29 protein-coding genes and 1 tRNA gene are annotated in these 25,805 nt (G+C 69.8%); 17 read left to right on the forward strand and 13 right to left on the reverse strand.

Translation table 11 applies throughout. The features are described from left to right. Window positions 1–66: 66 nt before the first annotated feature. Together ACRSBM_RS32965 and ACRSBM_RS32970 are read right to left on the reverse strand one after the other, a co-directional pair. Window positions 67–2,997, reverse strand: a complete 2,931-nt coding sequence (locus tag ACRSBM_RS32965; RefSeq protein WP_434453319.1) for a glycine--tRNA ligase — start codon at window positions 2,995–2,997, stop codon at window positions 67–69. A 247-nt stretch (window positions 2,998–3,244) separates the two neighbouring features. Then, window positions 3,245–3,580, reverse strand: coding sequence for a hypothetical protein (locus ACRSBM_RS32970; RefSeq protein ID WP_434449516.1), 336 nt, complete (start codon window positions 3,578–3,580; stop codon window positions 3,245–3,247). On the opposite strand from ACRSBM_RS32970, the gene ACRSBM_RS32975 reads away from it, so the two are divergent. From ACRSBM_RS32975 to ACRSBM_RS32990, 4 genes are all read left to right on the forward strand, one after another. Then, complete coding sequence (locus ACRSBM_RS32975; protein WP_434449518.1) at window positions 3,579–5,000, forward strand: LCP family protein; 1,422 nt, start codon at window positions 3,579–3,581, stop codon at window positions 4,998–5,000. The two genes, ACRSBM_RS32970 and ACRSBM_RS32975, sit on opposite strands and share 2 nt — an antisense overlap. 114 nt (window positions 5,001–5,114) lie before the next feature. Beyond that, window positions 5,115–5,600, forward strand: a complete 486-nt coding sequence (locus ACRSBM_RS32980) for a helix-turn-helix domain-containing protein (RefSeq protein ID WP_434449520.1) — start codon at window positions 5,115–5,117, stop codon at window positions 5,598–5,600. Between the two features lie 77 nt (window positions 5,601–5,677). After that, window positions 5,678–6,925: a MurT ligase domain-containing protein gene (locus tag ACRSBM_RS32985; RefSeq protein ID WP_434449522.1), complete on the forward strand. Its 1,248-nt coding sequence runs from the start codon at window positions 5,678–5,680 to the stop codon at window positions 6,923–6,925. Continuing rightward, on the forward strand, window positions 6,918–7,625 hold the full coding sequence (locus tag ACRSBM_RS32990) for a type 1 glutamine amidotransferase (protein WP_434449525.1): 708 nt from the start codon (window positions 6,918–6,920) through the stop codon (window positions 7,623–7,625). Before ACRSBM_RS32985 ends, ACRSBM_RS32990 begins: the two co-directional genes overlap by 8 nt. On the opposite strand, the gene ACRSBM_RS32995 is transcribed toward ACRSBM_RS32990, so the two are convergent. Beyond that, on the reverse strand, window positions 7,591–8,166 hold the full coding sequence (locus ACRSBM_RS32995; protein ID WP_434453321.1) for a TetR/AcrR family transcriptional regulator: 576 nt from the start codon (window positions 8,164–8,166) through the stop codon (window positions 7,591–7,593). The genes ACRSBM_RS32990 and ACRSBM_RS32995 overlap by 35 nt on opposite strands. Window positions 8,167–8,280: 114 nt before the next feature. Between ACRSBM_RS32995 and ACRSBM_RS33000 the strand changes: the two genes are divergently transcribed. Continuing rightward, window positions 8,281–9,753: a flavin-containing monooxygenase gene (locus ACRSBM_RS33000; RefSeq protein ID WP_434449527.1), complete on the forward strand. Its 1,473-nt coding sequence runs from the start codon at window positions 8,281–8,283 to the stop codon at window positions 9,751–9,753. Here ACRSBM_RS33000 and ACRSBM_RS33005 read toward each other — a convergent pair. Both ACRSBM_RS33005 and ACRSBM_RS33010 read right to left on the reverse strand, forming a co-directional pair. Continuing rightward, entirely contained in the window at window positions 9,737–10,771 is a 1,035-nt protein-coding gene (locus tag ACRSBM_RS33005) for a zinc-dependent alcohol dehydrogenase family protein (RefSeq protein WP_434449530.1), read from the reverse strand. The two genes, ACRSBM_RS33000 and ACRSBM_RS33005, sit on opposite strands and share 17 nt — an antisense overlap. A gap of 96 nt (window positions 10,772–10,867) precedes the next feature. Then, on the reverse strand, window positions 10,868–11,767 hold the full coding sequence (locus tag ACRSBM_RS33010) for an AraC family transcriptional regulator (RefSeq protein WP_434453322.1): 900 nt from the start codon (window positions 11,765–11,767) through the stop codon (window positions 10,868–10,870). A 96-nt stretch (window positions 11,768–11,863) separates the two neighbouring features. Here ACRSBM_RS33010 and ACRSBM_RS33015 point away from each other — a divergent pair, with 96 nt between their 5' ends. The 3 genes from ACRSBM_RS33015 to ACRSBM_RS33025 all read left to right on the forward strand — a co-directional run bounded on the left by ACRSBM_RS33015 (window position 11,864) and on the right by ACRSBM_RS33025 (window position 13,928). Beyond that, a complete protein-coding gene (locus ACRSBM_RS33015; protein WP_434449532.1) occupies window positions 11,864–12,790 on the forward strand; it encodes an MBL fold metallo-hydrolase in 927 nt (308 codons plus the stop codon). A gap of 70 nt (window positions 12,791–12,860) precedes the next feature. Then, window positions 12,861–13,079, forward strand: coding sequence for a hypothetical protein (locus tag ACRSBM_RS33020; protein WP_434449534.1), 219 nt, complete (start codon window positions 12,861–12,863; stop codon window positions 13,077–13,079). A 234-nt stretch (window positions 13,080–13,313) separates the two neighbouring features. After that, window positions 13,314–13,928, forward strand: a complete 615-nt coding sequence (locus ACRSBM_RS33025) for a TetR/AcrR family transcriptional regulator (protein WP_434449536.1) — start codon at window positions 13,314–13,316, stop codon at window positions 13,926–13,928. On the opposite strand, the gene ACRSBM_RS33030 is transcribed toward ACRSBM_RS33025, so the two are convergent. Then, entirely contained in the window at window positions 13,925–14,146 is a 222-nt protein-coding gene (locus tag ACRSBM_RS33030; RefSeq protein WP_030469566.1) for a DUF3618 domain-containing protein, read from the reverse strand. The genes ACRSBM_RS33025 and ACRSBM_RS33030 overlap by 4 nt on opposite strands. A gap of 109 nt (window positions 14,147–14,255) precedes the next feature. On the opposite strand from ACRSBM_RS33030, the gene ACRSBM_RS33035 reads away from it, so the two are divergent. Then, window positions 14,256–14,329 (forward strand) — tRNA-Leu (locus ACRSBM_RS33035). A gap of 402 nt (window positions 14,330–14,731) precedes the next feature. After that, on the forward strand, window positions 14,732–15,346 hold the full coding sequence (locus ACRSBM_RS33040; protein WP_434449539.1) for a DedA family protein: 615 nt from the start codon (window positions 14,732–14,734) through the stop codon (window positions 15,344–15,346). Window positions 15,347–15,445: 99 nt separating this feature from the next. Here ACRSBM_RS33040 and ACRSBM_RS33045 read toward each other — a convergent pair whose 3' ends face one another. Further along, window positions 15,446–16,489, reverse strand: coding sequence for an NAD(P)-binding domain-containing protein (locus ACRSBM_RS33045; RefSeq protein ID WP_434449542.1), 1,044 nt, complete (start codon window positions 16,487–16,489; stop codon window positions 15,446–15,448). 93 nt (window positions 16,490–16,582) lie between these two features. On the opposite strand from ACRSBM_RS33045, the gene ACRSBM_RS33050 reads away from it, so the two are divergent. The 5 genes from ACRSBM_RS33050 to ACRSBM_RS33070 all read left to right on the forward strand — a co-directional run bounded on the left by ACRSBM_RS33050 (window position 16,583) and on the right by ACRSBM_RS33070 (window position 20,334). After that, entirely contained in the window at window positions 16,583–17,317 is a 735-nt protein-coding gene (locus ACRSBM_RS33050) for a hypothetical protein (RefSeq protein WP_434449544.1), read from the forward strand. Between the two features lie 7 nt (window positions 17,318–17,324). Beyond that, the gene (locus ACRSBM_RS33055) at window positions 17,325–18,353 is read left to right on the forward strand and encodes an LLM class flavin-dependent oxidoreductase (RefSeq protein WP_434449546.1); all 1,029 of its coding nucleotides are present in this window, start codon (window positions 17,325–17,327) and stop codon (window positions 18,351–18,353) included. 337 nt (window positions 18,354–18,690) lie between these two features. Further along, window positions 18,691–19,218 (forward strand): hypothetical protein, encoded by a 528-nt coding sequence (locus tag ACRSBM_RS33060; RefSeq protein ID WP_434449548.1) that lies wholly within the window; start codon window positions 18,691–18,693, stop codon window positions 19,216–19,218. 22 nt (window positions 19,219–19,240) lie between these two features. Continuing rightward, window positions 19,241–19,708 carry a thioredoxin-dependent thiol peroxidase gene (bcp, locus tag ACRSBM_RS33065; protein ID WP_434449551.1) on the forward strand — a complete coding sequence of 156 codons (468 nt, stop codon included), beginning with the start codon at window positions 19,241–19,243 and terminating at the stop codon, window positions 19,706–19,708. Window positions 19,709–19,992: 284 nt separating this feature from the next. Continuing rightward, a complete protein-coding gene (locus ACRSBM_RS33070; protein WP_434449553.1) occupies window positions 19,993–20,334 on the forward strand; it encodes a DMT family transporter in 342 nt (113 codons plus the stop codon). Between the two features lie 34 nt (window positions 20,335–20,368). Here ACRSBM_RS33070 and rdgB read toward each other — a convergent pair whose 3' ends face one another. Together rdgB and rph are read right to left on the reverse strand one after the other, a co-directional pair. Next, a complete protein-coding gene (rdgB, locus tag ACRSBM_RS33075; protein ID WP_434449556.1) occupies window positions 20,369–20,968 on the reverse strand; it encodes an RdgB/HAM1 family non-canonical purine NTP pyrophosphatase in 600 nt (199 codons plus the stop codon). Beyond that, window positions 20,965–21,729, reverse strand: coding sequence for a ribonuclease PH (rph, locus tag ACRSBM_RS33080; RefSeq protein ID WP_434449559.1), 765 nt, complete (start codon window positions 21,727–21,729; stop codon window positions 20,965–20,967). The genes rdgB and rph overlap by 4 nt, the downstream gene beginning before the upstream one ends. 49 nt (window positions 21,730–21,778) lie before the next feature. Between rph and ACRSBM_RS33085 the strand changes: the two genes are divergently transcribed. Next, window positions 21,779–22,273 (forward strand): DUF2231 domain-containing protein, encoded by a 495-nt coding sequence (locus ACRSBM_RS33085; protein ID WP_434449561.1) that lies wholly within the window; start codon window positions 21,779–21,781, stop codon window positions 22,271–22,273. Here the strand turns inward: ACRSBM_RS33085 and ACRSBM_RS33090 are convergent. The 4 genes from ACRSBM_RS33090 to ACRSBM_RS33105 are packed head-to-tail and all read right to left on the reverse strand — an operon-like array spanning window position 22,231 to window position 24,791. Next, entirely contained in the window at window positions 22,231–22,647 is a 417-nt protein-coding gene (locus tag ACRSBM_RS33090) for an OsmC family protein (protein ID WP_434449564.1), read from the reverse strand. The two genes, ACRSBM_RS33085 and ACRSBM_RS33090, sit on opposite strands and share 43 nt — an antisense overlap. Beyond that, complete coding sequence (locus ACRSBM_RS33095) at window positions 22,644–23,411, reverse strand: MBL fold metallo-hydrolase (protein WP_434449567.1); 768 nt, start codon at window positions 23,409–23,411, stop codon at window positions 22,644–22,646. Before ACRSBM_RS33095 ends, ACRSBM_RS33090 begins: the two co-directional genes overlap by 4 nt. A gap of 1 nt (window position 23,412) precedes the next feature. Beyond that, window positions 23,413–24,168, reverse strand: a complete 756-nt coding sequence (murI, locus tag ACRSBM_RS33100; RefSeq protein WP_434453323.1) for a glutamate racemase — start codon at window positions 24,166–24,168, stop codon at window positions 23,413–23,415. Window positions 24,169–24,179: 11 nt separating this feature from the next. After that, entirely contained in the window at window positions 24,180–24,791 is a 612-nt protein-coding gene (locus tag ACRSBM_RS33105; RefSeq protein WP_434449568.1) for a rhomboid family intramembrane serine protease, read from the reverse strand. Window positions 24,792–24,824: 33 nt separating this feature from the next. Between ACRSBM_RS33105 and ACRSBM_RS33110 the strand changes: the two genes are divergently transcribed. After that, window positions 24,825–25,685, forward strand: a complete 861-nt coding sequence (locus ACRSBM_RS33110) for an SMP-30/gluconolactonase/LRE family protein (protein ID WP_434449570.1) — start codon at window positions 24,825–24,827, stop codon at window positions 25,683–25,685. Window positions 25,686–25,805: the final 120 nt, after the last annotated feature.

Consider the following 25,805-nt stretch of genomic DNA (forward strand, 5'->3'; position numbering starts at 1 on the left):
TTGATGAGGGGAGCTTTCATAAACCTGAGGTTTGTGAAAGCTCCCCTCATCAACAGCCGGGGCGGGTTAGAGCTGGGTCCAGTCCAGTACCGGCGCCGCGAAGTCGCGGATCGACGCCAGCAACCCGAGCCGCGCCGCCTTCACCTTCTCGTCCTCGGCCATCACGAGCACCTCGTCGAAGAACGTGTTGATCGGCGCGGTCAGCCCTTCGGCCGCCGTGACGAACGCCGCGAGGCCGGCGACGTCCCGTGAGACACCGTCGAACGCCTTGTGCAGCGCCACTTCCGCCGGCTCGGACAGCACCGAGGCGTCGTAGGAAGCCTCGGCCGACGCCGGCACGATCCGCCGCACCCGCTGCAACGCCGCCGCCAGGGCGTCGAAGGACTCGTTGCCCGCCAACGACTCCAGCTGCGCGAGCGTCTCGTCGGCCAGCACCGGCGAGTCGGCCAGCGGCAGCACCGCCTGGACGAACCGGTGCTCGTGGCCCGCGTCGAGCAACGCCTGCTCGTACCGGCGCACCGCGAACTCCCGCGCGGTCTCCAGCGCCTCCGCGGACACCTCGAGTCCTTCGGCCGCAAGGGAAAGCGCCACCGGCAGGGTGATCGCCCGCAGGTCCGGGAACGCCCGCAGCACCGTCACGGCGCCGAGAGCCGCGCGGCGCAGGCCGAACGGGTCGGACGAACCGGTCGGCTGCGCGCCGATGCCGAACAGGCCGGCCAGCAGGTCGAAGCGGTCCGCCAGCGACAGCAGCGCACCCGGCACCGACGACGGCAGCGCGTCACCGGCCGAACGCGGGAGCTCCATCTCCCACAACGCCTGCGCGACCTCCGTGGTCTCGCCCGCCCGTGCCGCGTACTCGCGGGCCATCACACCGGCCAGCGACGACAGCTCGATCACCATCTGCGAGCCGAGGTCGAACTTGGCGAGCGCGCCCGCGCGGTCCAGCGTCTCGCGATCCACGTCGACCACCGAGGCGAACCGGCCGGCCAGCGACGCGATGCGGCCCGCGCGGTCCGCCATCGAGCCCAGCTTGTCCGCGAACGTCAGCTTCGCGAGACCGGACTTCATCTCCTCCAGCGGCGTCTTGAGGTCCGCGCGCCAGAAGAACGCCGCGTCCTCGTACCGCGCGCGCAGCACGGCCTCGTTGCCCGCCCGCACCAGGTCCGCGTCGACCGACCCGTTCGCCACGGCCACGAAGTGCGGCAGCAGCGCGCCGTCGGACGACCGCACCGGCAGGTAGCGCTGGTGCTTGCGCATCACGGTGGTGAGGATCTGCGCCGGCAGCTCCAGGTACCGCTCCTCGAACGAGCCGAGGATCGGCGTCGGCCACTCGACCAGGTTCGTCACCTCGTCGAGCAGCCCGTCGGCCTCGACCACACCGCCGACCGACGCCGCGAGCTCCTGCGCGGCCTCCACGATCGCGGCCGACCGAGCAGCCGCGTCGACCTGGATGCCGTGTGAGGACAGGAACTCCAGATAACCGTCCGCAGTGGACACCTCGACCACCGGCTCCGCGGCCGTGCGGTGCACGCGCGTGACGGTGCCGGAGGCCAGCGACGACACCGCGACCGGCACCGGCGTGGAGCCCAGCAGTGCGAGCAGCCAGCGGATCGGCCGGGTGAACGACAGCTTCGGGTCGTTCCACTTCATGTTCTTCTCGGCCCGCAGTTCCGAGACCACCTCGGCCAGCAGCCCGCTCAGCACCTCGACGGCACCGCGACCGGCGTCGGTCTTGGTCAACGCCACGAACTCGACGCCGTTCTCGGTGACCCGGCCCAGCGCCGCCACCTCGACGCCCTGACCGCGGGCGAAGCCCTGCACGGCCTTCGTCGGGTTGCCCTCGGCGTCGAACGCGGCGGACACCCTCGGACCACGCACCGTGCGTTCGGCGTCCGGCTCGCGCGGCGACACCGCGGGCACCTGCACGACGATCCGGCGTGGAGTGCCGTGCACCGTCACCTCGCCGTGCGTCAACCGAGTCGCGCCCAGCTTCGACGAGACGGCCTCGCGCACCGCGTCCACGGTCCGCAGCACCTCGTGCGGCGGCAGTTCCTCGGTGCCGATCTCGAACAGCAACGTGGCCGGCGCGACGACGTCCGCGAAGGACGAGGGCTTGCCGGCCGCGGCCGGAACCTCGGCCACACCGAGCGGATGCCCGAGCTCGGCACGGCGCTCGGCCCACAGACCGGCGACCTCCCGCGCCAGGCCACGCATCCGGCCGAACGCGCGGGCGCGCTCGGTCGTGGAGATCGACCCGCGCGCGTCCAGCACGTTGAAGATGTGCGAGCACTTCAGCACGAAGCTGTGCGCCGGAACGGGAAGCCGCGCGTCGAGCATCCGCCGCGCCTCGACGGCGAACTCCTCGAAGAGGCGCTTGTTCGCCTCCACGTCCGCGTCGTCGAGGTAGTACCGCGACATCTCGTACTCGGCCTGGCCGAACGCCTCGCCGTAGGAGATGCCGGGCGCGTACGCGATCTTCTTGAAGTGGTCGACGCCCTGCAGCGCCATCATGATCCGCTCGATGCCGTAGGTGATCTCCACCGACACCGGGTCGAGCGTCATGCCACCGGCCTGCTGGAAGTAGGTGAACTGGGTGATCTCGAGGCCGTCGAGCCAAACCTCCCAGCCGAGGCCCCAGGCGCCGAGCGCCGGCGAGGCCCAGTTGTCCTCGACGAACCGGACGTCGTGCGCGCGGACGTCGATGCCCAGCGCCTCCAGCGAACCGAGGTAGAGCTCCTGCGGGTCGCCCGGGTCGGGCTTGAGGATCACCTGGAACTGGGTGTGCGTCTGCAGCCGGTTCGGGTTCTCGCCGTAACGGGCGTCGTCGGGCCGCACGGACGGCTCCACGTACGCGACGCGCCACGGCTCGGGACCCAGCACCCGCAGCACGGTGGCCGGGTTCAGCGTTCCCGCCCCGACCTCGGTGTTGAACGGCTGCACCACGATGCAACCTCGGTCGGTCCAGTACTTCGTCAGCGCGAGCAGCGCGTCCTGCATCGTCAACACGGCGACGAGTCTACGAAACAGACAAAACCGCTGGTCAGGGGGCCTCGATCGGGTGGTCTTCACCACTGTGTCACGCTTTGCACAACCGAGTGACGCTGTCGCACGTCTACTTGGGGTACCCGACTGTGCCGAGAGGAGTGGGTGTGGAGAACCGGCCGCCGCGGCCGGGAGACCCGAACGGGACTCCTGGTCGATCTTCCTCTGGGCGACCTTCCGCCACCCCGCGTCCGCAGGCGGGTCAGGCCCGCCGCCCGCACGTACCGCCGCGCGGCGCCGAGCCGCCCCGGCGGGAGCCGCGCCGGACGGAGCCGCCGAGGCGGGAGCCTCCGCGCCGCGTCGAGCCCCCGCGCCGCGAGTCGGCGAGCCGCAGCGAACCGGTGCGCAAGGACCCACCTCGCGGCCGCGCGTCGTCGTCCGCCGCGCGCCCGCGTCCACTGGCCGACCGCCCGACGGTCCGCACCACGCCCGCGAAGGCGAAGGCCGCGGCACGTCCGCGCCCCAGGCCCGCACCGGCCCGCCGTCCCAGCGCGGCCCAGCGCGGCGCGTCCACCGGCGCCAGGATCTTCGTCAGCATGCTGTCCGCGCTGGTCCTGCTGATCACCGGCATCGCGTGGCAGAACCTCACCGCGCTGACCGACGGCCTGACCAAACAGGACCTGAACCTGGCGGACGCCGGCGAGAAGCCCGCCGACGGCGCGATCGACATCCTGCTGGTCGGCATGGACAGCCGCACCGACTCCAAGGGCAACCCGCTGCCGCAGAACGTCCTCGACGAACTGCAGGCGGGCGGCAGCGACGACGGCGGCCTCAACACCGACACGCTGATCCTGCTGCACATCCCGAACGACAGCGGCAAGGCGTTCGCCGTGTCGTTCCCGCGCGACTCCTACGTGAAGATCGCCGGCGGCTTCGGGCGTCACAAGATCAACTCTGCCTACGGGTACGCCAAGGGTCAAGCCGCCGAGAAGCTCAAGGGCAGCGGCAAGAGCGCACCGGACATCGAGATGGAGTCGCGCAAGGCGGGCGCGAACAACCTCATCGAGACCGTCCAGGACCTGACCGGCGCCACCATCGACCACTACGCCGAGGTCAACCTGGTCGGGTTCTACGACATCACCAAGGCCATCGGCGGCATCGAGGTCTGCCTCCTCAACAACGTCCGCGACAGCTTCTCCGGCGCGAACTTCAAGGCGGGCAAGCAGACCATCGAGGGCAAGAACGCGCTCGCGTTCGTCCGGCAGCGCCACGGCCTGCCGATGGGCGACCTCGACCGCGTCGTGCGCCAGCAGGTCTTCATGGCGGGCCTGGCCAAGAAGATGCTGTCGGCGGGTGTGCTCACCGACAGCACCAAGCGCAACGACATGATCAAGGCGGTCAGCAACGCGATCGTGCTCGACGACGGCTGGGACATCACCAAGTTCGCCCTGCAGATGAAGGACATGTCCGGCGGGAACATGACGTTCCAGACGATCCCGACCGGCCGTCCCGACCTGCAGACCCCCGAGGACGGCTCGGCGGTCGAGGTGAACGCGGCCGAGGTGCGCAAGTTCGTGAAGAACCTCGGCAAGGCCCCCGCCTCCTCGACGGCGCCGGACCCGCAGTTCGACAAGGCCTCGGTGACCGTCGACGTCCGGAACGCCTCCGGCCAGCCCGGCCTCGCCGGCACGGTGCTGCAGTCGCTCGTCGCGAAGGGCTTCAAGGGCGGCCAGCCGGGCAACGCCGAGGCGATGACGACGTCGGTCGTCCGCTACGGCAAGGGCGGCGAAGCGGGCGCGGACGCGGTCCAGCAGGCGCTCGGCGGCCTGAGCATCGAGGAGGACGTGAACATCCCGGCCGGCCGGGCCCGCGTCTTCCTCGGATCGGACTACTCGGGGCCGGGGGCGCAGGGTTTCGCCGGATCCGGACTACTCGCCCTGGACGGTGCGCGTCAGCAACCGGCTGACACCACGACCCCTCCGCCCATCTCCGCAGACGGAGTGCGCTGCGTAAACTGATACTGAGAGTAGAGAAGTATCCCCCATTCGGGGGATTCTGTCGGCAAGTTGCGTAAGCAGCGAAGCAATGGCGCCTTCCATCACCGTGAGACCCGCTCACGGGGTGGAGGACCAGTGCAGACTGCGAACGGCCAAATCGACACAGCGGCGTACCAGCGCGTGCTCGGTGATGAGATCCGCAGCCTTCGCAAGCAGCGCGGATGGACCCGCAAGGAGCTGAACAAGCGGCTGCAGACCGAGATCTCGCTGCAGACGCTCGCGACCTACGAGCTGGGCACGCGGCAGTGCTCCGTCGTGCGCCTCGTGGAAATCTGCCACGCCCTCGACATCCCCGCGCACGAGGTCCTCGCCCGCGTACACGAACGCTTCTTCGGCGACACCCCCGCCGGCCACCTGACGCTGAGCCTCACCGCCGTCGCCCTGACCGACGACCCGCGGCTGATCCCCCTCCGGCGGTGGGCGGCCGGACGGCTGCACGCGTTGCCGCCGGGTGCCTCGCCCGAGATCCACCTCGACCTGCCCGCACTGGAGAACATGGCGCAGCTGTGCCAACTCCCGACGGTGGAGCTCATCCGGACCCTGCGCGCGCTGAGTCGCTAGTTGTACCGAACCCGGTTCACACCAACGCAACGACCGCCCGGAAAGGGGCGGACACCAACGCCGGTAGAGTCGCCGGGGTGAACGATTCCCCCGCCCGCCTCCCTCTGCGCACCGCAGCCGCCGTGAAGCTGGGCAACCTGAGCTCCACGCTGTCGCAGAAGATGGGCCTCGGCGCCGGCGGCATGATCGGCGGCCGGGTCGCGCTGAAGCTCGACCCGCAGGCGCTGGGCCACCTCACCCAGGGCCGCAAGGTCGCCGTCGTCACCGGCACCAACGGCAAGACCACCAGCACGATGATGCTGGCCAGGGCCGTGGGAGCGCTGGGAGAGGTCGCCACGAACCACAGCGGCGCGAACATGCCCGACGGCCACGTCACGGCGCTGTCGAAGCAGCCGGACGCGCCGTACGCGGTGCTGGAGTGCGACGAGGGCTACTTCCCCGCCGTCGCCGGTGCCAGCAACCCCGCGGTGGCCGTGATCCTCAACCTGAGCCGCGACCAGCTCGACCGCGTCGGTGAGGTCCGCACCATCGAGCGGTCGCTGCGGGACGCGATCTCCAAGCTGCGGAACTGCACGATCGTCGCGAACTGCGACGACGTGATGGTGACGAGCGCGGCGTGGAACGCCTCCAAGGTCATCTGGGTCGCCACCGGCACCGGCTGGCACCACGACTCCGCGAGCTGCCCGCGGTGCGGCAGCCCGATCCGCTGGCAGGGCGAGCACTGGCACTGCACGGGTTGCGACCTCTCGCGCCCGCACCCGAACTGGATCACCGCCGACGAGGCGATGATCACGCCGGAGCACCAGAAGCTCGAGCTGCGCCTCACGCTGCCGGGCAAGTTCAACCAGGCCAACGCCGTCATGGCGTCCGCAGCCGCGCACGCCATGGGTGTGCCCACGGAGGAGGCGGTCCGCCGCCTGCGTGGCGTCTCCAACGTGAGCGGCCGTTATCGCACGATCCAGCGCAACGGCCGCAGCGCGCGCCTGTTGCTCTCGAAGAACCCGGCGGGCTGGAGCGAGACGCTCACGGTCGTCAAGGAAGCCGACCACCCGGCCGTCCTGGTGATCAACGCCAACGAAGCCGACGGCCGCGACCTCAGCTGGCTGTGGGACGTCCCGTTCGAGCGCCTGCGGGGCCGCACGGTCATCGCGTCCGGCGAGCGCGCGACCGATCTCGCCGTCCGCCTGACCTACGCCGAGGTCCAGCACACGATCGTGCCCGACCCGCTGAACGCCATCGACCAGATGCCGCAGGGGGCGGTCGAGGTCATCGCCAACTACACCGCGTTCCGCGACTTGAATGCCAGGGCTGCCGCTGATGAGTGAGTCGACAATCCAGATCGCGCTCGTGCTGCCGGATCTCCTCGGCACGTACGGCGACTTCGGCAACGCCGTGGTCCTCGAGAAGCGCATGACGTGGCGCGGCATCAAAGCCGAGATCGTGCCCATCAACTACGGCCAGCCGGTGCCGGACTCGTGCGACATCTACGTCGTCGGCGGCGGTGAGGACACCGCGCAGACGCTGGCGGTGAAGCACCTGCGCGAGCACCCCGGCCTGCAGCGCGCCGTCACGAAGAACGCCGTGGTGCTGGGCGTCTGCGCCGGCATCCAGATCTTCGGCGAGAGCTTCACCCGTGCCGACAACGTGACCCACCCCGGTATGGGCCTGATCGACTCGACCTCGCACGCCGGCGGCAGCCGCGCGATCGGCGAGGTCATCGCCGAGCCCGCCGGTGGCCTGTTCTCCGGCGTGCTGACCGGGTTCGAGAACCACCAGGGCCGCACGGTGCTGGGCCCGGCCGCACGGCCGCTCGCGCACGTCAAGGTCGGCACCGGCAACGACGGCAGCGTCGAGGGCGCGGTCCAGGGCCGGATCGTCTGCACCTACCTGCACGGCCCGGTGCTGCCGCGCAACCCCGCGCTCGCGGACCTGCTGATCGAGTGGGCGACGGGCACGAAGGTAGCGCCGCTGGACCTGCCCGCCGTCTCCGCTATGCGTGCGGAGCGGGTGAAGGCAGCTTCATAGCCACGCCGGGCCAGATCACGGCCATGACGTAGTCGGTTGCGAGCGCGGGTCCCACCGAGGGCCTGCGCTCCATCCACACCGCGAGGCGTTCCGTCGCGCCGACGACGATCTCGGCGAACGCCTCCGCCTCCAGCGGGTCGATGTCCGGCGTGAACGACGCCAGGACGGCCCCGATCATGTCCGTCTGCTGCTGACGGATGCCTTCCACCTCTTCCTGCGCCGACGGCACGGCCACGGCCGCCTCCTGCCGCAGCAGAGCCCACGACCTGCGGTGCTCGTCGATGAACTCGAAGAACGCCAGCAGCCCCAGCCGCAGGAACTCCTCCGGGCCCGTCGCACTCGCGATCGCCGCCGCCGTCTTCTCCCGCAGTTCCGTGCGCGCGCGGTGGATACAGCCGATGAGCAGGCCTTCCTTCGAGCCGAAGTACTCGTAGAGCATCGGCTTCGAGACACCGACGCGTTCGGCGATCTCGTCCATCGACGTGGCCAGATACCCCTGCTCGGCGAAGATCTCCTCGGCGACGGTGAGCATCTGCGCCATGCGCTGGGCCTTGGGCATGCGGCGCCGCGGAGCAGTCACGAAAGAGAGTCTACCGCTCGTAACTTACTTCGAGTAACCTACTGCGAAGTAGCTACCGCGAGCGGAGGGATCCCCATGCACCGAGAGACGAAAGTGCTCGTCATCGGCACCGGCTTCTCCGGCCTCGGCATGGCCATCGAGCTCAGGCGCCGCGGCGAGCGCGACTTCGTGGTGCTGGAGAAGGCGGCCGACCTCGGCGGCACGTGGCGGGACAACTCCTACCCCGGCTGCGCGTGTGACGTGCCGTCGCACATGTACTCGTTCTCGTTCGAGATGAACCCGAAGTGGTCGCGGATGTTCGCCCAGCAGGGCGAGATCTTCGACTACCTGCAGCGGGTCGCCGAGAAGTACCGGCTGCGGCCGCACATCCGCTTCAACACCAAGGTCTCCGGTGCCCGGTGGGACGACGTGGCCAAGCGCTGGAACGTGACGACCGAGCAGGGTGACACCTACACCGCGCAGGCTCTGGTCGCGGGCGTCGGCGCGTTGCACATCCCGAACATCCCCGAACTGCCGGGCATCGAGAACTTCGCGGGCAAGACTTTCCACAGCGCGCAGTGGGACCACGACTACGACCTGACCGGCAAGCGCGTCGCCGTGATCGGCACGGGCGCGTCCGCGATCCAGTTCGTGCCGAAGATCGCGGGCCAGGTCGGCTCGATGAAGATCTTCCAGCGCACCCCGCCGTGGATCATGCCCAAGGCCGACCGCGCGATCAACGGCTGGGAGCAGAAGCTGTTCCGCGCCCTGCCGTTCACGCAACGGATCTACCGCAACTTCGTCTACTGGGTACGCGAGTCGTCCGCACTGGGGTTCGCGATCAACCCGAGGATCATGCGGTTCGCGCAGGGAATCGCGTTGAAGCACATGAAGAAGCAGGTGCCGGACGCGCAGCTGCGCAGGAAGCTGAAGCCCGACTACACCATGGGCTGCAAGCGAGTGCTGATCTCCAACGACTTCTACCCCGCCCTCGGCCACCCGAACGTGGACCTGGTGACGGACAAGGTCTCCGAGGTGCACGAGAAGTCCATCGTGGACAGTGCGGGCGTCGAGCACGAGGTCGACGTCATCATCTACGGCACCGGGTTCCACGTCGTCGACTCGTTCGACTACCTGGACATCCAGGGCAAGGGCGGCGTCGACCTCGCGAAGCAGTGGCGCCGCCAGGGGATCGAGACCTACTACGGCATCACGGTCTCGGGCTTCCCCAACCTGTTCTTCCTGCTGGGCCCCAACACCGGACTCGGGCACAACTCGGTCGTCTTCATGATCGAGTCGCAGATCCGGTACATCTCGCAGTGCATCCGGCTCCTCGACAAACACCGCGCAGCGGAGCTGGACGTGCGGCTGGAGGCCCAGCAGGAGTTCAACAAGGAACTCCAGCGGAAGCTCACCAAGGGCGTGTGGACCCAGGGTGGGTGCAAGAGCTGGTACCTCGACGCGCAGGGCGTGAACCGCACCGTGTGGCCGGGATTCACCTGGCGGTACTGGATGCGGACCAAGCGCGTGCGCGCCGAGGACTACGTGCTCACTACGGCTGCACGATGACCTTGAGGGCGGTCCGCTCGTCCATCGCCTGGTAGCCCAGCGCGACGTCGTCGAGCGAGACCGTCCTGTCGAACACGGGCCCGGGGTCGATCCGCCCGGCGAGCACGTCGGCCAGCAGCTCCGGCAGGTACGCCCGCGCGGGCGCGACGCCGCCGCCGATGGCGATGTTGCGGCCGAACAGCTTGCCCAGCGGCAGCCCCGGCATCTCGTGCGGCACGCCGACGTAGCCGATCTTGCCGCCATCACGCACGATGCCCATCGCGGTCTCCCATGACTGCTCGGTGCCGACGCACTCCAGCACCGCCGACGCGCCGAGCCCGCCGGTCATCTCCTTGATGCGCTCGACCGCGGCCTCACCGCGTTCGGCGACCTGGTCCGTGGCCCCGAAGAGCTTCGCGATCTCGGCCCGGTCCTCGTGCCGGCCCAGCGCGATGATCCGCTCGGCTCCCAGGCGCTTGGCCGCGAGAACGCCGCACAGCCCGACCGCGCCGTCACCGACGACCGCGACCGTGGCGCCGGGACCGACGCCCGCGCCGAGGGCCGCGTGGTGCCCGGTGCCCATGACGTCGCTCAGGCTCAGGAACGCGGGCAGCAGTGCGGCCGGCGCGTCCGCGGGAACCCGGACCAGCGTGCCGTCGGCCTGCGGCACGCGCACTGCCTCACCCTGACCGCCGTCGCTGCCCTTGCTGCCCCAGAAACCACCGCTGCGGCAGGACGTCTGGAGCCCGGCCTGGCAGTACGCGCACGTGCCGTCGCTCCACACGAACGGCGCGATGACGCGGTCGCCGACGTTGACGCTCTGGACCTCGCCGCCGACCTCCTCGACGATGCCGAGGAACTCGTGCCCGATCCGCTGCCCGCCCTCGCGCTTGGCCACACCGCGGTACGCCCACAGGTCGCTGCCGCAGATGCACGCGAGCTCGACCCGGACGACGACGTCGGTGGCCTCCTGGACGGTCGCGTCCGGCACCTCCTCGACGCGGATGTCACGGGTGCCGTGGATCGTCGTAGCCCGCACGTGGAGCCTCCTCAGGTCTCGCTGCTCAACCGTTGCATCGTCCCCCTGTCCCGGTGTTCGCGCCGAATCGAGACGCTGTGGAGTTGGTTACGCGCCTCACCCGAGCGAGATTCGTTCCTGCTGATGGCTTTCTGCGCGGTAACGGCCCGGAGTGAGACCGAACTGACGCTTGAAGGCGTGTGAGAACGCGAAGGGCGAGCCATAGCCGACCTGTCGGGCGACCGCGGGTAACGGCTGGTCGGTCTCGCGGAGCAGTTGAGCCGCGGTGGTCATCCGCCACCAGGTCAGGTACGCCATCGGCGGTTGACCGGTGAGTGCGGTGAACCGCCGGGCCAGGGTCGCGCGCGACAGGCCGACATGTGCGGCCACGTCCTCGATCCGCCACGGGGCGGCCGGATCGGTGTGGAATGCCTCGAGCGCGGCGGCGATCGCGCGATCGCGCAGCGCCCGCGGCCATCCGGTCTGCGAGTTCTCGTGGAGCCAGGCGCGCACCATGTACGTGAGCAGGAGATCGAGCAGGCCGGAGATGACGATGTCCCGGCCCGGCCGGTCCCCGGTCGCTTCGCCGGCGAGCAGGTCGATGCCCGCCCGAAGCTCGGGGTGGCGCCCGAGTTGGGCGGGGAGATGAACGACCTCGGGCAGTTCCGTCAGCACGGGATGTGTTCGCGTGCGGTCGAGCCGATACTTGCCGCACAGGAAATCGGTCTGGCCGTCCGGGTCGGCGACGACCTTGTCCAAAGGCACCGCGTTGTGCGCGTGGGGCGAGTCGGACAGGACATGTGCGCTGCCTCGCGGCACCAGCACGACGTCGCCGGTCGCGAGAGGCATGGGCGCTCCCTGTTCCGGGATCAGCCAGCCGGTGCCGCGCAACAGCACGTGGAAACCGGCCCCGTCGTAGCGGTCGAACCGGTAGCACCACGGCGAGCTCACGCGCAGCCGGTCCGACGAGGGCCGCCCGGTGCGCATCACGGCGATCGCATCGCTCAGCACGTCCACCGCATCCATCGTACCGGTCACGAGTGAGACGATCACGCAAGAATTTGAGCTGATCGAGCATTGGTATGCGCAAAAGTCCGACCTAACGTGGGTCTTGTGCAACACTTTCAGCTTGGCGAGGTCGAGGTCACGAAGGTGGTCGAGTGGCAGGGCGAGGCCGCCCCCGCGCGGTTCATCGTCCCCGACAGCCCACCCGAGATCTGGCGGGACAACGAGTCCTGGCTTTCACCGGATCACTGGCGCCCGGAGACCGACGCTTACCACGGTGCCGTCCAGACCTGGGTGCTGCGCAGCGAAGGCAAGGTCATCCTCGTCGACACCGGCGTCGGCAACGATCGTCACCGGCCGCAGATGCCCCTCTTCGAGCATTTGAAGACGGACTTCCTGGACCGGCTCGCCGAGGCCGGTGTCCGGCCTCGGGACGTGGACGTCGTCATCAACACGCACCTCCACTACGACCACGTGGGCTGGAACACCGAACTGCGCAACGGCGAGTGGGTGCCGACCTTCCCCAACGCCACCTACCTGATCCCCCGCGCCGACCAGGTGTACTTCGACCCCCGCAACGCCCACCGCCGTCCAGCTCCCCGCAACGACGACGAGCACCTCCGCGGAAACGGCAGCCTGGTCGTTTACGCCGACAGCATCGCGCCCGTGCTCGGCCAGGCCGTGCTGTGGGACACCGCCTATCGCGTCGACGGCAACGTCAGCCTGGAACCCGCACCTGGTCACACGCCCGGCTCCTCACTCGTCCGCGTGTCGTCCGCTTCGGACCGTGCCGTGTTCGTCGGAGACCTGCTGCACAGCCCGGTACAGATCCTCGAACCGCGCTACAGCAGTTGCTTCTGCGAGGACCCGCGGCAGGCCGCGTCCACCCGCCGCAGCGTGCTGGAACGCGCCGCCGACACCGGGGAACTCGTTGTGCCCGCCCACTTCGCGGGCGCCGGCGCGGCCGAGATCCGACGCGACGGCAGCCGCCTCGCGATCAGCCGATGGGTGGCCGCCTCCGACGGCGTGCGTTGACTCTCCTCCGGACCGGGTTCACGCGAATCGGGATGGACGCGCTGCCGTCGCGTTCGCTTGACTTCGGTGGATGACCGGCCGCGAGCGTGTGCGCACCACGCTCGGCGAGGACGCCGCCCCAGGCGCTGTTCTCCCGGCTGTCCGGCCCGCGAATCCTGGAGATCGGCCCCGGTACCGGTCAGGCCACGCTGCCGCTGACCCGCGCTGGGGTGAGGTGACGGCGGTGGAACTCAGCCCCGAACTGGCCGCCATCGCCCGCTCCCACGGCTCGCGCTCGCTCGCGTCCTGAGTGGACTGTCCGACCCGGAATCGAGTTGCTTTCATTCCCGATGCATGGATCTGGGTGTGATCTGCGTTACACAGCCACCTCGACAGCCCGGTCCTTGCGCAGGATTCATCGAACTACAACACGATGCAACAACCGGGTGCTGCTCACCCTGTGAGGTGGGTAGGACGCCTAGGATGTTCCGCCACAGGGGCGGGGAGACACGCATGAGCCGTGCCCTTGCACGAGGGAGGTGGCATGGCCGTGTCGACAACGGCGTTCAACGAGGGCAGGACCCCCCAGCGGGGCCGTCCTCGCGACGCCAGCAGGGACGACGCGTTACGTCAGGCAGCGCTCGAGGTGATGGCCGAGGTCGGATACCGGGCCCTCACCATGGACGCCGTGGCGGCCCGCGCGAGAGCGGGCAAGGCGACGATCTACCGGCGGTGGGAGTCGAAGCTCGATCTCGTGATCGACACGTGCACCCAGCTGGCCACGCAGAACCTCGTGGCACCGGACACCGGCTCCCTGGCCGGCGACCTGCGCGAGTTCCTCTCGTCGTTCGCCGCGTTTCTCTCCGGACCGATCGGCAAGGCCGCTCAGGCACTGGTCGGCGAACTCCCGCACGAACCGGAGCTGGCAACGGCGTTCCGCGAGACGTTCCTGATCTCACAGCGCGACGTGCTGCGCGGCATCCTCGACCGCGCCGCCGAACGGGGCGAGCTCAGGGCCGACGCCCCGCGCGGCATGGCGGTCGAGATCGCGGGCGCGGCCCTGATCTACCGGCTGATGCTGACCGGTGACCCGCTCGACGAGCCGTTCGTGGAGAAGGTCGTCGAGCAGGTACTCCTGCCGCTGGTGCGGGTGTCCTAGCGGAACAGCTTGCGGACCAGCGCGAAGCCGACCACCGCGCCCACCGCGATCAGCGTGTACTTCACCTTGGGCTGGCTCAGCACGTCGAGCACGGACGACTTGCCCTGCTCGACGAGCTTCTGCGGGTTGGCCCGCTCGCTGAGCTCGTCCAGGGTGGCGGCCAGCGCGGTGCGAGCCTGCTCGATCTCGCGCTGGATGGTGTCGGGATCGCGAGCCACATGTCCTCCTAGCAGCGGTTCTGCCCGCAACCGTAGTGGACGGGCGGCGCCGGGACTTCGCGCGACCCGCGAGAGCGAGTCCATGGCAGGGTTATAGGCTTTCACCCGAGGGGTCGTAGCCCAATTGGCAGAGGCACTGGGTTTAGGTCCCAGCCAGTGGGGGTTCGAGTCCCCCCGACCTCATTGATCAGCGGTTTCTCGGTGGTTCGCCGCGGGAGCTCGCCCGCGGCGATCCGCCTCCGGGTTAGTCGCTGGGCCTCAGGTGGATCACCGGTTCCCGCGCCGGAACGGGGTCAGCTACTGACGCCCCACCTGGATCAGCGGCTCCCGGCCCGTGAAGTGCTGACCTCCGTGACGTTCCCGCGTAGCGATTGCTGAACGTCGATCCTCAGACCTACCCGCCGTTCCACCGGGGCTGTTCGCTGCCCGCGCCACCCGACCCATTGTCCGGTGTGGACAGTCGACCGTCGCGGCACGTGCACCGCACATCAGGGTTTTCCCTGAGCCGGAGGTGGGGTTTACCCCACCCCAACCTTGCGGATCACCCCAATGTCCCCCACCATCCCCCTCCGTAACGTGGGCCTTATGAACTTGGTCGACTGGGTCACCGACCTGATGCAAACGGCCGGCGCCCCCGGAGCGGCTTTGGCGATCGCGCTGGAGAACCTGTTCCCGCCCCTGCCCAGCGAGGTCTTCCTGCCCCTGGCGGGCTTCACCGCGGCCCAGGGCAAGATGTCGCTGTTCGACGCCATCCTCTGGACCACCTTCGGGTCGGTCGCCGGCGCCCTGCTGCTCTACTGGATCGGCTCCCTGCTGGGCCGCGACAGGGTCCGCCGCATCGCCGGGAAGATGCCCCTGGTCCGCGTGTCCGACGTGGACAGGACGGAGGCCTGGTTCCTCCGCAACGGCTACCGCGCAGTCTTCTTCGGCCGCATGATCCCAGTCTTCCGCAGCCTGATCTCGATCCCGGCCGGCGTAGAACGCATGCGCTTAGCCCCGTTCGTCGCCTACACCGCCGCGGGCAGCCTCCTGTGGAACTCGGCCCTGATCCTCGCGGGCTACCTGCTGGGCGACAACTGGCACCTGGTCGAGCAGTACGTAGGCCTGGCGTCAAGGGCAGTCCTGGTCCTGGCCGTCGTCGCCGCAGCGATCTTCGTCGTCACCAGGCTCTCCAAGAAGCGCACCAGAACACGAGCCTGACCCGAGCCCCCAACACCTCGCCACATCCGAGTCGCGCCCGCCCACCAGGCACGCGCAGACCCGGCGCACGCCCACCAGGCACGCGCCGACCCCCGCCGGTTATCCCACCTCGACGCCGTCGAGGTACCGAGTCAGCTCCCGAACAGCACTACGCCCAGCCCGGTTGGCCCCGATGGTGCTGGCCGACGGCCCATACCCCACAAGGTGAATCCGCGGGTCAGCCACCACCCGGGTCCCATCGACGCGAATCCCCCCACCAGCAGCCCGGAGGTGCAACGGCGCAAGGTGTTCCAGATCGTGCCGGAACCCGGTGGCCCACAAGATGATGTCGGCGTCGAACCGCTCGCCGGACGCCCACTCGACACCCGACGCGGTCACCCGCTCGAACATCGGCTTCCGGTCCAACACCCCGGAGGCGAGGGCGGCGCGGGTCTGGTCGTTCAACGGCAGGCCGGTCACGCTCACGACGCTGCGCGGGATCAACCCGGCCCGGACGCGTTCCTCGACCATGCCGACCACCCAGCGGCCGTAGTCCTCGGTGAACGGGCCCTCCCGCCACACCGGCTCGTGCCGCGTGACCCAGCGGGTCTCCGCGGCGAGAGGAGCGAGCTCCATCAACAACTGCGTGGCCGAGGCGCCGCCGCCCACGACCACGACGCGCTTGCCCGCGAAGTCGGCGGGCCCCTGGTAGTCGGCGGTGTGCAGCTGGCGGCCCTGGAACGTCTCCTGGCCCGGGTAGTGCGGCCAGAACGGGCGGCGCCACGTGCCGGTCGCGTTGATCAGGCCGCGGGTGGTCCAGACGCCGTCGGAGGTCTCGACCTTGAGCAGCGAGCCGTCGTTCACCACCTGGGTCACGTTCACCGGGCGGAGGACCGGCAGGTCGAAGAGCTGTTCGTAGCGGGCGAAGTAGGACGGGATCGCCTCGTTGGCGGGCTCGTCGGGTGCGGGCTGCTCGAACGGCATGCCGGGCAGTTCGTGGATGCCGTGCACGGTCCGCATGCGCAGGCTCGGCCAGCGGTGCAACCAGGCGCCACCGGGTGAGGTGTTCGCGTCCAGCACCACGTGGTCGACGCCGCGGCGCCGCAGGAAGTAGGAGGCGGACAGGCCCGCCTGTCCCGCGCCGATCACCACCACATCCGTCACACCATGGTCAACGGCACGCGGGCACTACTCCTTCTCACCTGTGAGCCACGAAACACCAGCGGAGGAATCCGCCCACCGCTAGCCTCCGGGAGAGTGCACCTACTTCTGACGATGGCGTTGCTCGCGGCACCCGTTCCCACGACGACCGCGTCCTACGCGGTCTACGACCGGATCACGCACACGTTGACCGGCCGGGACGTGCACAAGCCGATCAGATCGGCCTCACTGGTGAAGATCCTGATCGCGATCGAGCAGCTGGAGACGCGCGGCGACGACCCGCGCATCGAACCCATGCTGCGCGTGAGCGACGACAACGCGGCGAGTGAGCTCTGGGTGGAGAACGGCTGGGAGCAGCTCGTCGTGCGCACCGCCGAACGCCTGAAGCTCAGGGACACGCGGCCGCCGGAGAACCGCGGCATGTGGGGTTACACGGCGGTGAGCGCCTACGACGTCGTGAAGATCTACCGGTACCTGCTGGAGGACGCGAAGCCGAAGGTGCGGCACACGATCATGGGGCACCTGCACAGGGCCGAGAAGTGCGCCGCGGACGGGTTCGACCAGTCGTTCGGCCTGCCGTCCGCCACCCGCTGGCCCGCGTTCAAGCAGGGCTGGTCCGGCTTCGGCGACCCGGCGAAGCCGTGCGTGGACAGGCCGCGCCCGCGCATGCAGTGGGAGCTGGACACGAAGTCGCCTGCCCTGCACACGTCCGGGACGTGCCGGTTCAGCATCGTCGCCGTGCTGACCCTGCACCCGGAGGGCACGACCTACGCCAAGGCCGGGAAACGAGTTACCCGGCTCACGGAAGAACTGACGAAGTATCGGTGTTGATCGATGTATGAGCCGTTTGAGTGACATCCCGCTGTCCGTACTCGACCTGGCCCCCATCACGTCGGGGTCGGACGCGACGACCGCCCTGCGGCATTCGCGAGAGCTCGCTCAGCAGGCAGAACGGCTCGGCTACCACCGCTACTGGTTCGCCGAGCACCACAACATGCCCGGCATCGCGTCCTCCGCGCCCGCCGTGCTGATCGGCCACGTCGCGGACGCCACGTCGACGATCCGCGTCGGTTCCGGCGGCGTGATGCTGCCGAACCACGCCCCGCTCGTGGTCGCCGAGCAGTTCGGCATGCTCGAGGCGCTGCACCCCGGCCGCATCGACCTCGGCATCGGCCGCGCGCCCGGTACCGACCAGAAGACCGCGCGGGCGCTGCGGCGCACCGAGGCCGGTCTCTCCGCGGAGAACTTCCCGCAGGAGCTGACCGAGCTGATCAAGTACTTCGAGGGCTCCGCCGAGCTCAACGCCGTGCCCGCGGCCGGCAACAAGCCGCCGATCTGGCTGCTCGGCTCGTCCGGCTACAGCGCGCAGGCGGCGGGTCTGCTCGGCCTGCCGTTCGCCTTCGCCCACCACTTCAGCGCGCAGAACACGTTGCCGGCGCTGGAGCTGTACCGGAAGCACTTCCGGCCGTCCGACGTCCTCGATGAGCCGTACGCGATGGTGTGCGCCTCGGTGATCGTGGCCGACACCGACGAGCACGCCCACTGGATCGCCGGACCGGGAGCGCTCTCGTTCGTGCGGCTGCGCCAGGGCCGTCCGGGACCGCTCGCCACCCCGCAGGAGGCGGCGGACTACCCGTACACCGAGATCGACGAGCTGGTGGTCGAGGACCGCATGTCCACCCAGATCATCGGGTCCCCCTCAACGGTCCGCACCGGGCTCGACGAGTTGATGGAGTCGACCGCGGCCGACGAGCTGATGGTGACGACCATCGTGCACGGGCACGACGACCGTCTGCGCTCGTTCGAACTGCTCGGCGAGCTGGCCGAACGGACGCCGTCACTGCGCCGTTCAGCCGCACATACGTGAGTCGGTCAGGCGTGAGCTTCACGTTTCGTACGACTGCCACTGCTCTGAACGGGTGATAATCGGCTCCGCTTGTAGCGCCAGGCACACGGTGGGCGATGATCGGTATGAGCGCGCACGCCCCCCGACGCGCTCCCTAGCATCACCAAGCGGCTTCCGCCGCTGGACGGCGTGGGGCCGGCGCACTCTGTGGCGCCGCCCACGTCGCCCATCACGAGTCGGCCACGGCCCGGCACCAGGTCCGCTTCTTCAGGCCGCTTTCGTTCGCACACCCCCTTCGGCACCGTCACAGTTGACGTGAGTCGTCCACACCCACCGCCGGGGTGGGAAAGGGGAGTTCGTGAAGTTCGCCAAATCGGCCGCGGGCCTGTGCCTGCTGCTGGCCGTGGCGGGATGTGCGGGCCCCAGTGTCGCCGTCACCCCGAACGAGGACCTGACAGTCGAACAGCGATCCGAGACGCCGAGCGCGTCCGACGCCGCCGCCTTCGGCTCCCAGCGCGTGTGGGCCTCGGGTCTGTCCGTCGTGGTGTCCGCCCCCCGCTCGCTGGCGCCGTCCGAGACGGCGATCCCCCCGGCCAAGCGCACCGCGGTCTTCACGATCACCGTCTACAACGGCTCCAAGGTCTCCTACCACCCCTCCCAGTTCTCCGTGCGCGCGACCGCTGACGGCGCCCCCGCCGCCGAGCTCGTCGACTCCGTGCAGGGTCTCAACGGCCTCGCCGCCGCCGTGGCCGAGCTTCCGCCGGGCCGTGACACGCGGCTCCAGCTGGCGTTCGCGGTACCCGAACAGGCGGTGGAGATGCGGCTGACCATCCAACCCGGCGGCCAGGGCCAGGACGCGGCCACCGTCTTCAAGGGCCAGGCCTAGGCGCGGGCATAGGCTCTGCGGCATGACCAGTCGTCTCGAACCTGGAGACACCGCGCCCGCGTTCACGCTGCCCGACAGCGAGGGCAAGCCGGTGTCCCTGTCCGACTACCTCGGCAAGTCCGTGGTCGTGTACTTCTACCCGGCGGCCGGCACGCCGGGCTGCTCCAAGCAGGCCTGCGACTTCCGCGACAACCTCGGCGTCCTCGCCGACTCCGGATACGAGGTCGTCGGCATCTCGCCCGACAAGCAGGAGAAGCTCGCCAAGTTCCGCTCCGCGGAAGGCCTGACCTTCCCGCTGCTCGGCGACCCGGACAAGAAGGTCCTGGTCGAGTGGGGCGCGTTCGGCGAGAAGCAGAACTACGGCCGCACCGTCCAGGGCGTCATCCGCTCGACGTTCCTCGTCGGCCCCGACGGCAAGATCGTCAAGGCCATGTACAACGTCCGCGCCACCGGCCACGTCGCCAAGCTGCTGCGCGAGCTCCCCGCCTGATTCCACCGAAAGGCTGAGGCCGCCGTCGCTCCACTTGCGACGGCGGCCCATTCTTCGGGTATGGTCGGGTGGAGGGCGCGCACCAAAGCCGCCCCTGTTCCGGTGAGGGTGATATACCGTGTGTCGCTTGACGGCACCTAGCGGCCCCGACATCCCGTCTGATTTCGTCTTGCGAGTCCACTTTCCCACGCGCGGCGGCTGACCAGGGCTTTTCGCCCCAAGTCACCCGTTCTCTTCGACACGCACGCCTAGCGCCGCGTGCATTCCGTGCTGGGAAAAATTCAATGCTCAAGTGGATATTGCTCGCCCTCGCCGTGGGGGCGGAAGTTTTCGCGACCCTTTGTCTCAAGTACTCCGACGGCTTCACGAAACCGTGGCCGGTGGCCGGCCTCGGCGTCGGCTTCCTGACCGCGCTCTACCTGGAATCGCTCGTGATCCGGATGGGCCTGCCCGTCGCCATCACGTACGCGATCTGGGCGGGCGCCGGCATCGCCCTGGTGGCCATCACCAGCCGCGTCCTGTTCGCCGACCCGCTCAACCTCGCGATGCTCGCCGGCATGGCCCTGATCGCGGCCGGCGTGTGCGTCGTCTCCGTCGCGTCCCACGCGCAGGGGGCCGCGGTGTGACCGCGGCCCCTGGGCGTGAGATCGAGTGGCGGAACTAGACCAGGCTGCGCAGGTGGGGGACCAGGAGCTGGAGGGCGCGGCCCCGGTGCGACTCCGCGTCCTTCTCCTCGGCGGTCATCTCCGCCGAGGTGATGGAGGAGCCCTCGGGAACGAAGATCGGGTCGTAGCCGAACCCGTTGGTCCCGCGCCGCGCCCGCAGCAGCGTGCCACGCCACTCGCCCCGTACGACGACCTCGTCGCCGCCGGGCACGACGAGAGCGACCACCGACACGAAGGCGGCGCCCCGGCGCTCGTCCGGCACGTCGCCGAGCTGACCGAGCAGCAGGTCGAGGTTGGCGTCGTCGTCGCCGTGACGGCCGGACCACCGGGCGGACAGCACGCCGGGCATGCCGTTCAGCTCGTCCACGGCGAGCCCGGAGTCGTCCGCGACGGACACGAGTCCCGTGGCGGCAGCGGCGTCACGGGCCTTGGCCAGCGCGTTGCCCTCGAAGTCCGGCGCGGTCTCGGGAGCCTCGGGGAACTCGGGCACGTCCGCGAGGGACAGCACCTCGATGCCGGACAGCTCCTCCGCGACGACGATGCGCTGGAGCTCACGCAGCTTCTTGGCGTTGCGCGAGGCGAGGAGGAGCTTCATCGCCTGCTCGCCTTGGGCTCCGGCAGGATGCCGGGGTACGGCTTGGCCAGCGCCTCGGCCTGCAGGCGGTTCAGCTCGGCACAGCCCAGCATGGCCACGTCCAGCATGCGGTCCAAAGTGGACCGGGCGAAGGTCGCGCCCTCACCGGTGCCCTGCACCTCGATCAACGTGCCGGCGTCGGTGGCGACGACGTTCATGTCGACCTCCGCGCGCGAGTCCTCCTCGTACGGCAGGTCCAGCCGCACGCGCCCGTCGACCACACCGACCGACACGGCGGAGACCGCGCAGGACAGCGGCGACGGGTCGGCCAGGCGACCGGCGGCGCCGAGGTACGTCACCGCGTCGGCCAGCGCCACGTAGGCGCCGGTGACCGCGGCGGTCCGGGTGCCGCCGTCGGCCTGGATGACGTCGCAGTCGATGACGATGGTGTTCTCGCCCAGCGCGGCGAGGTCGATGCAGGCGCGCAACGAACGGCCGATCAGGCGCGAGATCTCGTGCGTGCGGCCGCCGATGCGGCCCTTCACGGACTCGCGGTCGCTGCGCGAGTGCGTGGCGGACGGCAGCATCGCGTACTCGGCGGTCACCCAGCCGAGGCCGGAGCCCTGCCGCCAGCGGGGGACGCCTTCGGTGACACTCGCGGCGCAGAGCACACGGGTGTTCCCGAACTCGATCAGGACCGAGCCCGCGGGCCAGGTCTGATATCCACGCGTGATCCGGATGTCACGCAACACGTCGTCGTTCCGGCCGTCGCTTCGCACCACGCCGCCTACCCTAGTGAACCCTGCGGGGCGCCATGGCGTAGGGAGAGACATGCTGACGATCGACGGTATTCCGCTTCACCCGTTGCTGGTGCACGCGGTGGTCGTGCTGCTGCCTCTCGCGGCGCTCAGCTCGATCGCGATCGCCCTGGTCCCCGGCTGGCGGCGCCGGTACGCGTGGCCTGTTCTGGGGGTCACGCTCGCCGGTGTCGCGGCGGTTCCGATGGCCAAGCAGTCCGGTGAGGACTTCCAGGCCGCGCTCGCGCGGGGCGGCGTGCAGAACCCCGCCATCCAGGCGCACGCCGACCTCGGCACGATGCTGCTGCCCGTCGCGCTCGGGTTCGGGCTCGCGGTGATCGCGTTGCTGGTCGCGGGGCGGCTGGCCGACCGGGAACGGCAGGCGGAGGCACCCACCACGAAGACGTGGCGGGTGGTCTCAGTCGTGGTGTCGGTGCTGGTGGTGCTGCTCGCGGTCGGGACCACGGTGCAGACCGTGCGCGCCGGTCACAGCGGGTCGGAGGCGGTCTGGAGCGGCGTCGGGAGCTGAAGCGGGGCCGTCGCCGACTGCTTCAACGTGCGCGTGACCGTGCAGAACTGCTCCACGGCGCGGCGGACGACGGTGTCCAGCGCCTCCACGTCCTCCGCGGCGGACAGGTCGTACGAGAGCGTCACCGGGATGGAGATCACCTCGTTGCCGCTCTCGGACTGGACCGCGTCCGCGACCGCGGTGAGCTCCTCACCGCCCGTCCGGCGCAGGATCAACGTCTCCGACGTCACCATCGCGCAGCCGGCGGCGGCCGCGACCAGCAGCTCGACCGGGCTGAACGAGCTTTCCTGGCCCTTGCGGCCGATGCGCACGGACGCGCCACGGCCGTTCGTCGCGACGAACTCGTGGTCGCCCACTCTCTCGATCTCGATCATGTCCGCTCCCCCACCTCGTACCGGCCGCCCTGCACGACCAGCTCACTCGGCCCGTCGAACGCCGACCGGGCCTCCTCCAGCACGTCCTCGCGCGACGTCCACGGCGGCACGTGCGTGATCAGCAGCCGTCCGGCGCCCGCCCGCGCGGCCAGTTCGCCCGCCTCGCGCCCGGACAGGTGCAGGTCTGGCTGCCGGTCCGGGGCGTGCGTCCAGCTCGCCTCGCTCAGCAGCACGTCGACCCCGGAAGCTAACGAGTCCAACGCGGCACACGGCCCGCTGTCTCCGGTGTAGGCCAGCGACACCCCGCCGCACGAGATCCGGAACCCGTAGGCCTCGCAAGGGTGCGCGACCACGGCCGAGTCCACGGTGAACGGTCCGATCTGGACCGGCGAACCGAGTCCACGGAACGAGAAGACGTCGCTGAAGTCCAACTCCGACCGCTCGGCCTCGTTCGGCGCGTAGGCGGCGACGAACCGCGAGTGCGCCTCGGCCGGGGCGTACACGGGCAACGCGGCGGCAGGCGGCTGAGGGTGGTACTTCCGTGCCACGTAAAGGGAAGACACGTCGACGCAGTGGTCGGGATGCAGGTGCGAGAGCACCAGCGCGTCCATCGAGAACAGCGGCCGTTCCTCCTGGAACCGCGACAGCACCCCGTTGCCGAACTCCAGCACCAACGTGAACCCGTCGGCCTCCAGGAGGTACCCGGAGGCGGCCGCGCCGGGTCCGGGGATGCTGCCGGAGCAGCCGAGCACGGTCAGCAGCACGTCAGCCCCACTGTTCGAAGGTCGGCAGGAACCGGGCGGCGAGCTTCGCGAACCGCTCCGGCGGGCCGGTGCACGTCACGCGGTGCACGGCCGGCGCGGAGTCGGACGCGAACTCGTCGCGTTCGGTCAGCAGCCGCACGACGTCCTTGACCGTCTCCTCGGCGCTCGACACCAGCGTCACGCGCTCGCCCATCACGATCTGGATCACGCCCGTCAGCAGCGGGTAGTGCGTGCAGCCGAGCACCACCGTGTCGACGTCGGCGCGCTGCAACGGCTCCAGGTACGCCTGCGCCAGCCCGAGCACCTGCCGGCCGGACGTGATGCCGCGCTCGACGAAGTCGACGAACCGCGGACACGCCGCCGCCGTCACCGTCACGTCGCGCGCCGCCTGGAACGAGTCCTGGTACGCGTGCGAGTTGATCGTGCCGACCGTGGCGATCACGCCGACGCGTCCGCTGCGGGTCGTCGTCACCGCACGGCGCACCGCGGGGAGGATCACCTCGACCACGGGCACGTCGTAGCGCTCACGGGCGTCACGGAAGCACGCGGCGGACGCGGTGTTGCACGCGATCACGAGCATCTTCGCGCCCTCGTCGACCAGCTGGTCGCAGATCTCCAACGCGTGCTTGCGCGCTTGAGCGATCGGTAGCGGCCCATAAGGACCATGAGCCGTGTCGCCGATGTAGTGGATCGACTCGCCCGGCAACTGGTCCATGATCGCGCGGGCGACCGTCAGGCCGCCGACGCCCGAGTCCATGATCCCGATCGTCACGCCGTGAATGTAGCCGGTGCACTGCCGCGGCGGTTGTCACGAGACACACCCCACGCGGCCATGACTCCACCGATTGCGCCGAACAGGTGGCCTTCCCACGACACGCCGGGCTGGCCCGGCAGCACACCCCACAACGCGGCGCCGTACAGCGCGAACACGCCGACCGCGATCACCAGCTGCAGCCACGACCGCGCGAAGATCCCGCGCACCAGCAGGAACGCGAGGAAGCCGAACACCAGCCCGGACGCGCCGATGTGGCTGCCGGGGCTGCCGAACACCCACACCCCGAGCGCCGAGGACAGCCAGATGACCACGGTGACCTGGAAGAACTGCTTCAGCCCTCCCGAGGTCGCCAGGAACCCGAGCAGCAGCAACGGAACGGCGTTGCCGGTGAGGTGGCTCCAGTCGCCGTGGATCAGCGGCATCCACAGCAGGTTGTCCCACTCGCCGAAGTCGCGCGGCCGCACGCCGTCGTCCTCCAGCGAGCCGCCGGTCGCCACGTCGAAAGCCTCGGCGACGTAGAGGAAACCGACGAACCCCGCCACGACGAGCAACGACAGCACGGGATGCGGCGGGATGACCCGTTTCGCGAGCGCGGTGCGGTCCACGTCTTCCAGAGTACGTGGACATAGAGTGATCAGGTGTCGATTGAGGTAGCGGTGCGCGCGTCGGCCCAGCTCGGCGAGGGGCCGACCTGGGACCACGGCAGTTCCACGTTGCTGTGGGTGGACATCCTGGCCTCCGAGGTCCACCGGTACGCCCCCGCGCGGGACGACGACGCGGTGCTCGTGGTGCCCCAGCACGTCGGTGCCGCCAAACCGCGCGCCCAGGGCGGCATCGTCTGCAACCTGCGCGACGGCATCGCGCTGATCGACCGCGACGGCACCAAGAGCTGGCTCGTCTACTGGGCACGCGAGGGCGTGCGCGGCAACGACGCGGGCGTCGACCCGTCGGGACGGCTGTGGGCCGGCACGATGCGCTACGACCAGGCCGCCGACGAGGGCTGGCTCGCCAGGGTCACCGGCGACGGCGCCGCGAAGGTCATGGTGGACAAGGTGAACACGAGCAACGGCGTCGGCTGGAGCCCGGACGCCGGACTCATGTACTTCATCGACACGCCGACCCGCCGCATCGACGTCCTCGACTTCGACAACGCCACCGGCACCGTCGCGAACCGCCGCCCGTTCACCCACGTCGGCAACACCGACGGCTGGCCGGACGGGCTCACCGTGGACGCGGACGGGTGCGTGTGGGTCGCGCTGTGGGGCGGGCACGCCGTGCGCCGCTACACGCCTGCCGGCGAGCTCGACCGCGAGATCGCGCTGCCGGTGGACAACCCGACGGCGTGCTGCTTCGGCGGCGCCGACTTCGCCGACCTCTACGTCACGTCCGCGCGGGTCGGACTGTCCGATGAGGCGTTGATCGAGCGGCAGCTCAACGGCTCCGTGCTGGTGCTGCCCGGCGTCGGCCAAGGCGTGCCGAGCGTCGCGTTCAACGGCTGACGCAGCTGCCCGGGGTGGGGGCCGGGGTGCCTGGAACCGTTTCCGCGGGCTGACGCAGGCGTCCCCCCGAGCTGGGAACCCCTGCGTCACAACCTACTCGGCACCACCGACAAGATCGCC

This window comes from Lentzea xerophila, from assembly GCF_051094245.1.
GTDB lineage: Bacteria > Actinomycetota > Actinomycetes > Mycobacteriales > Pseudonocardiaceae > Lentzea > Lentzea xerophila.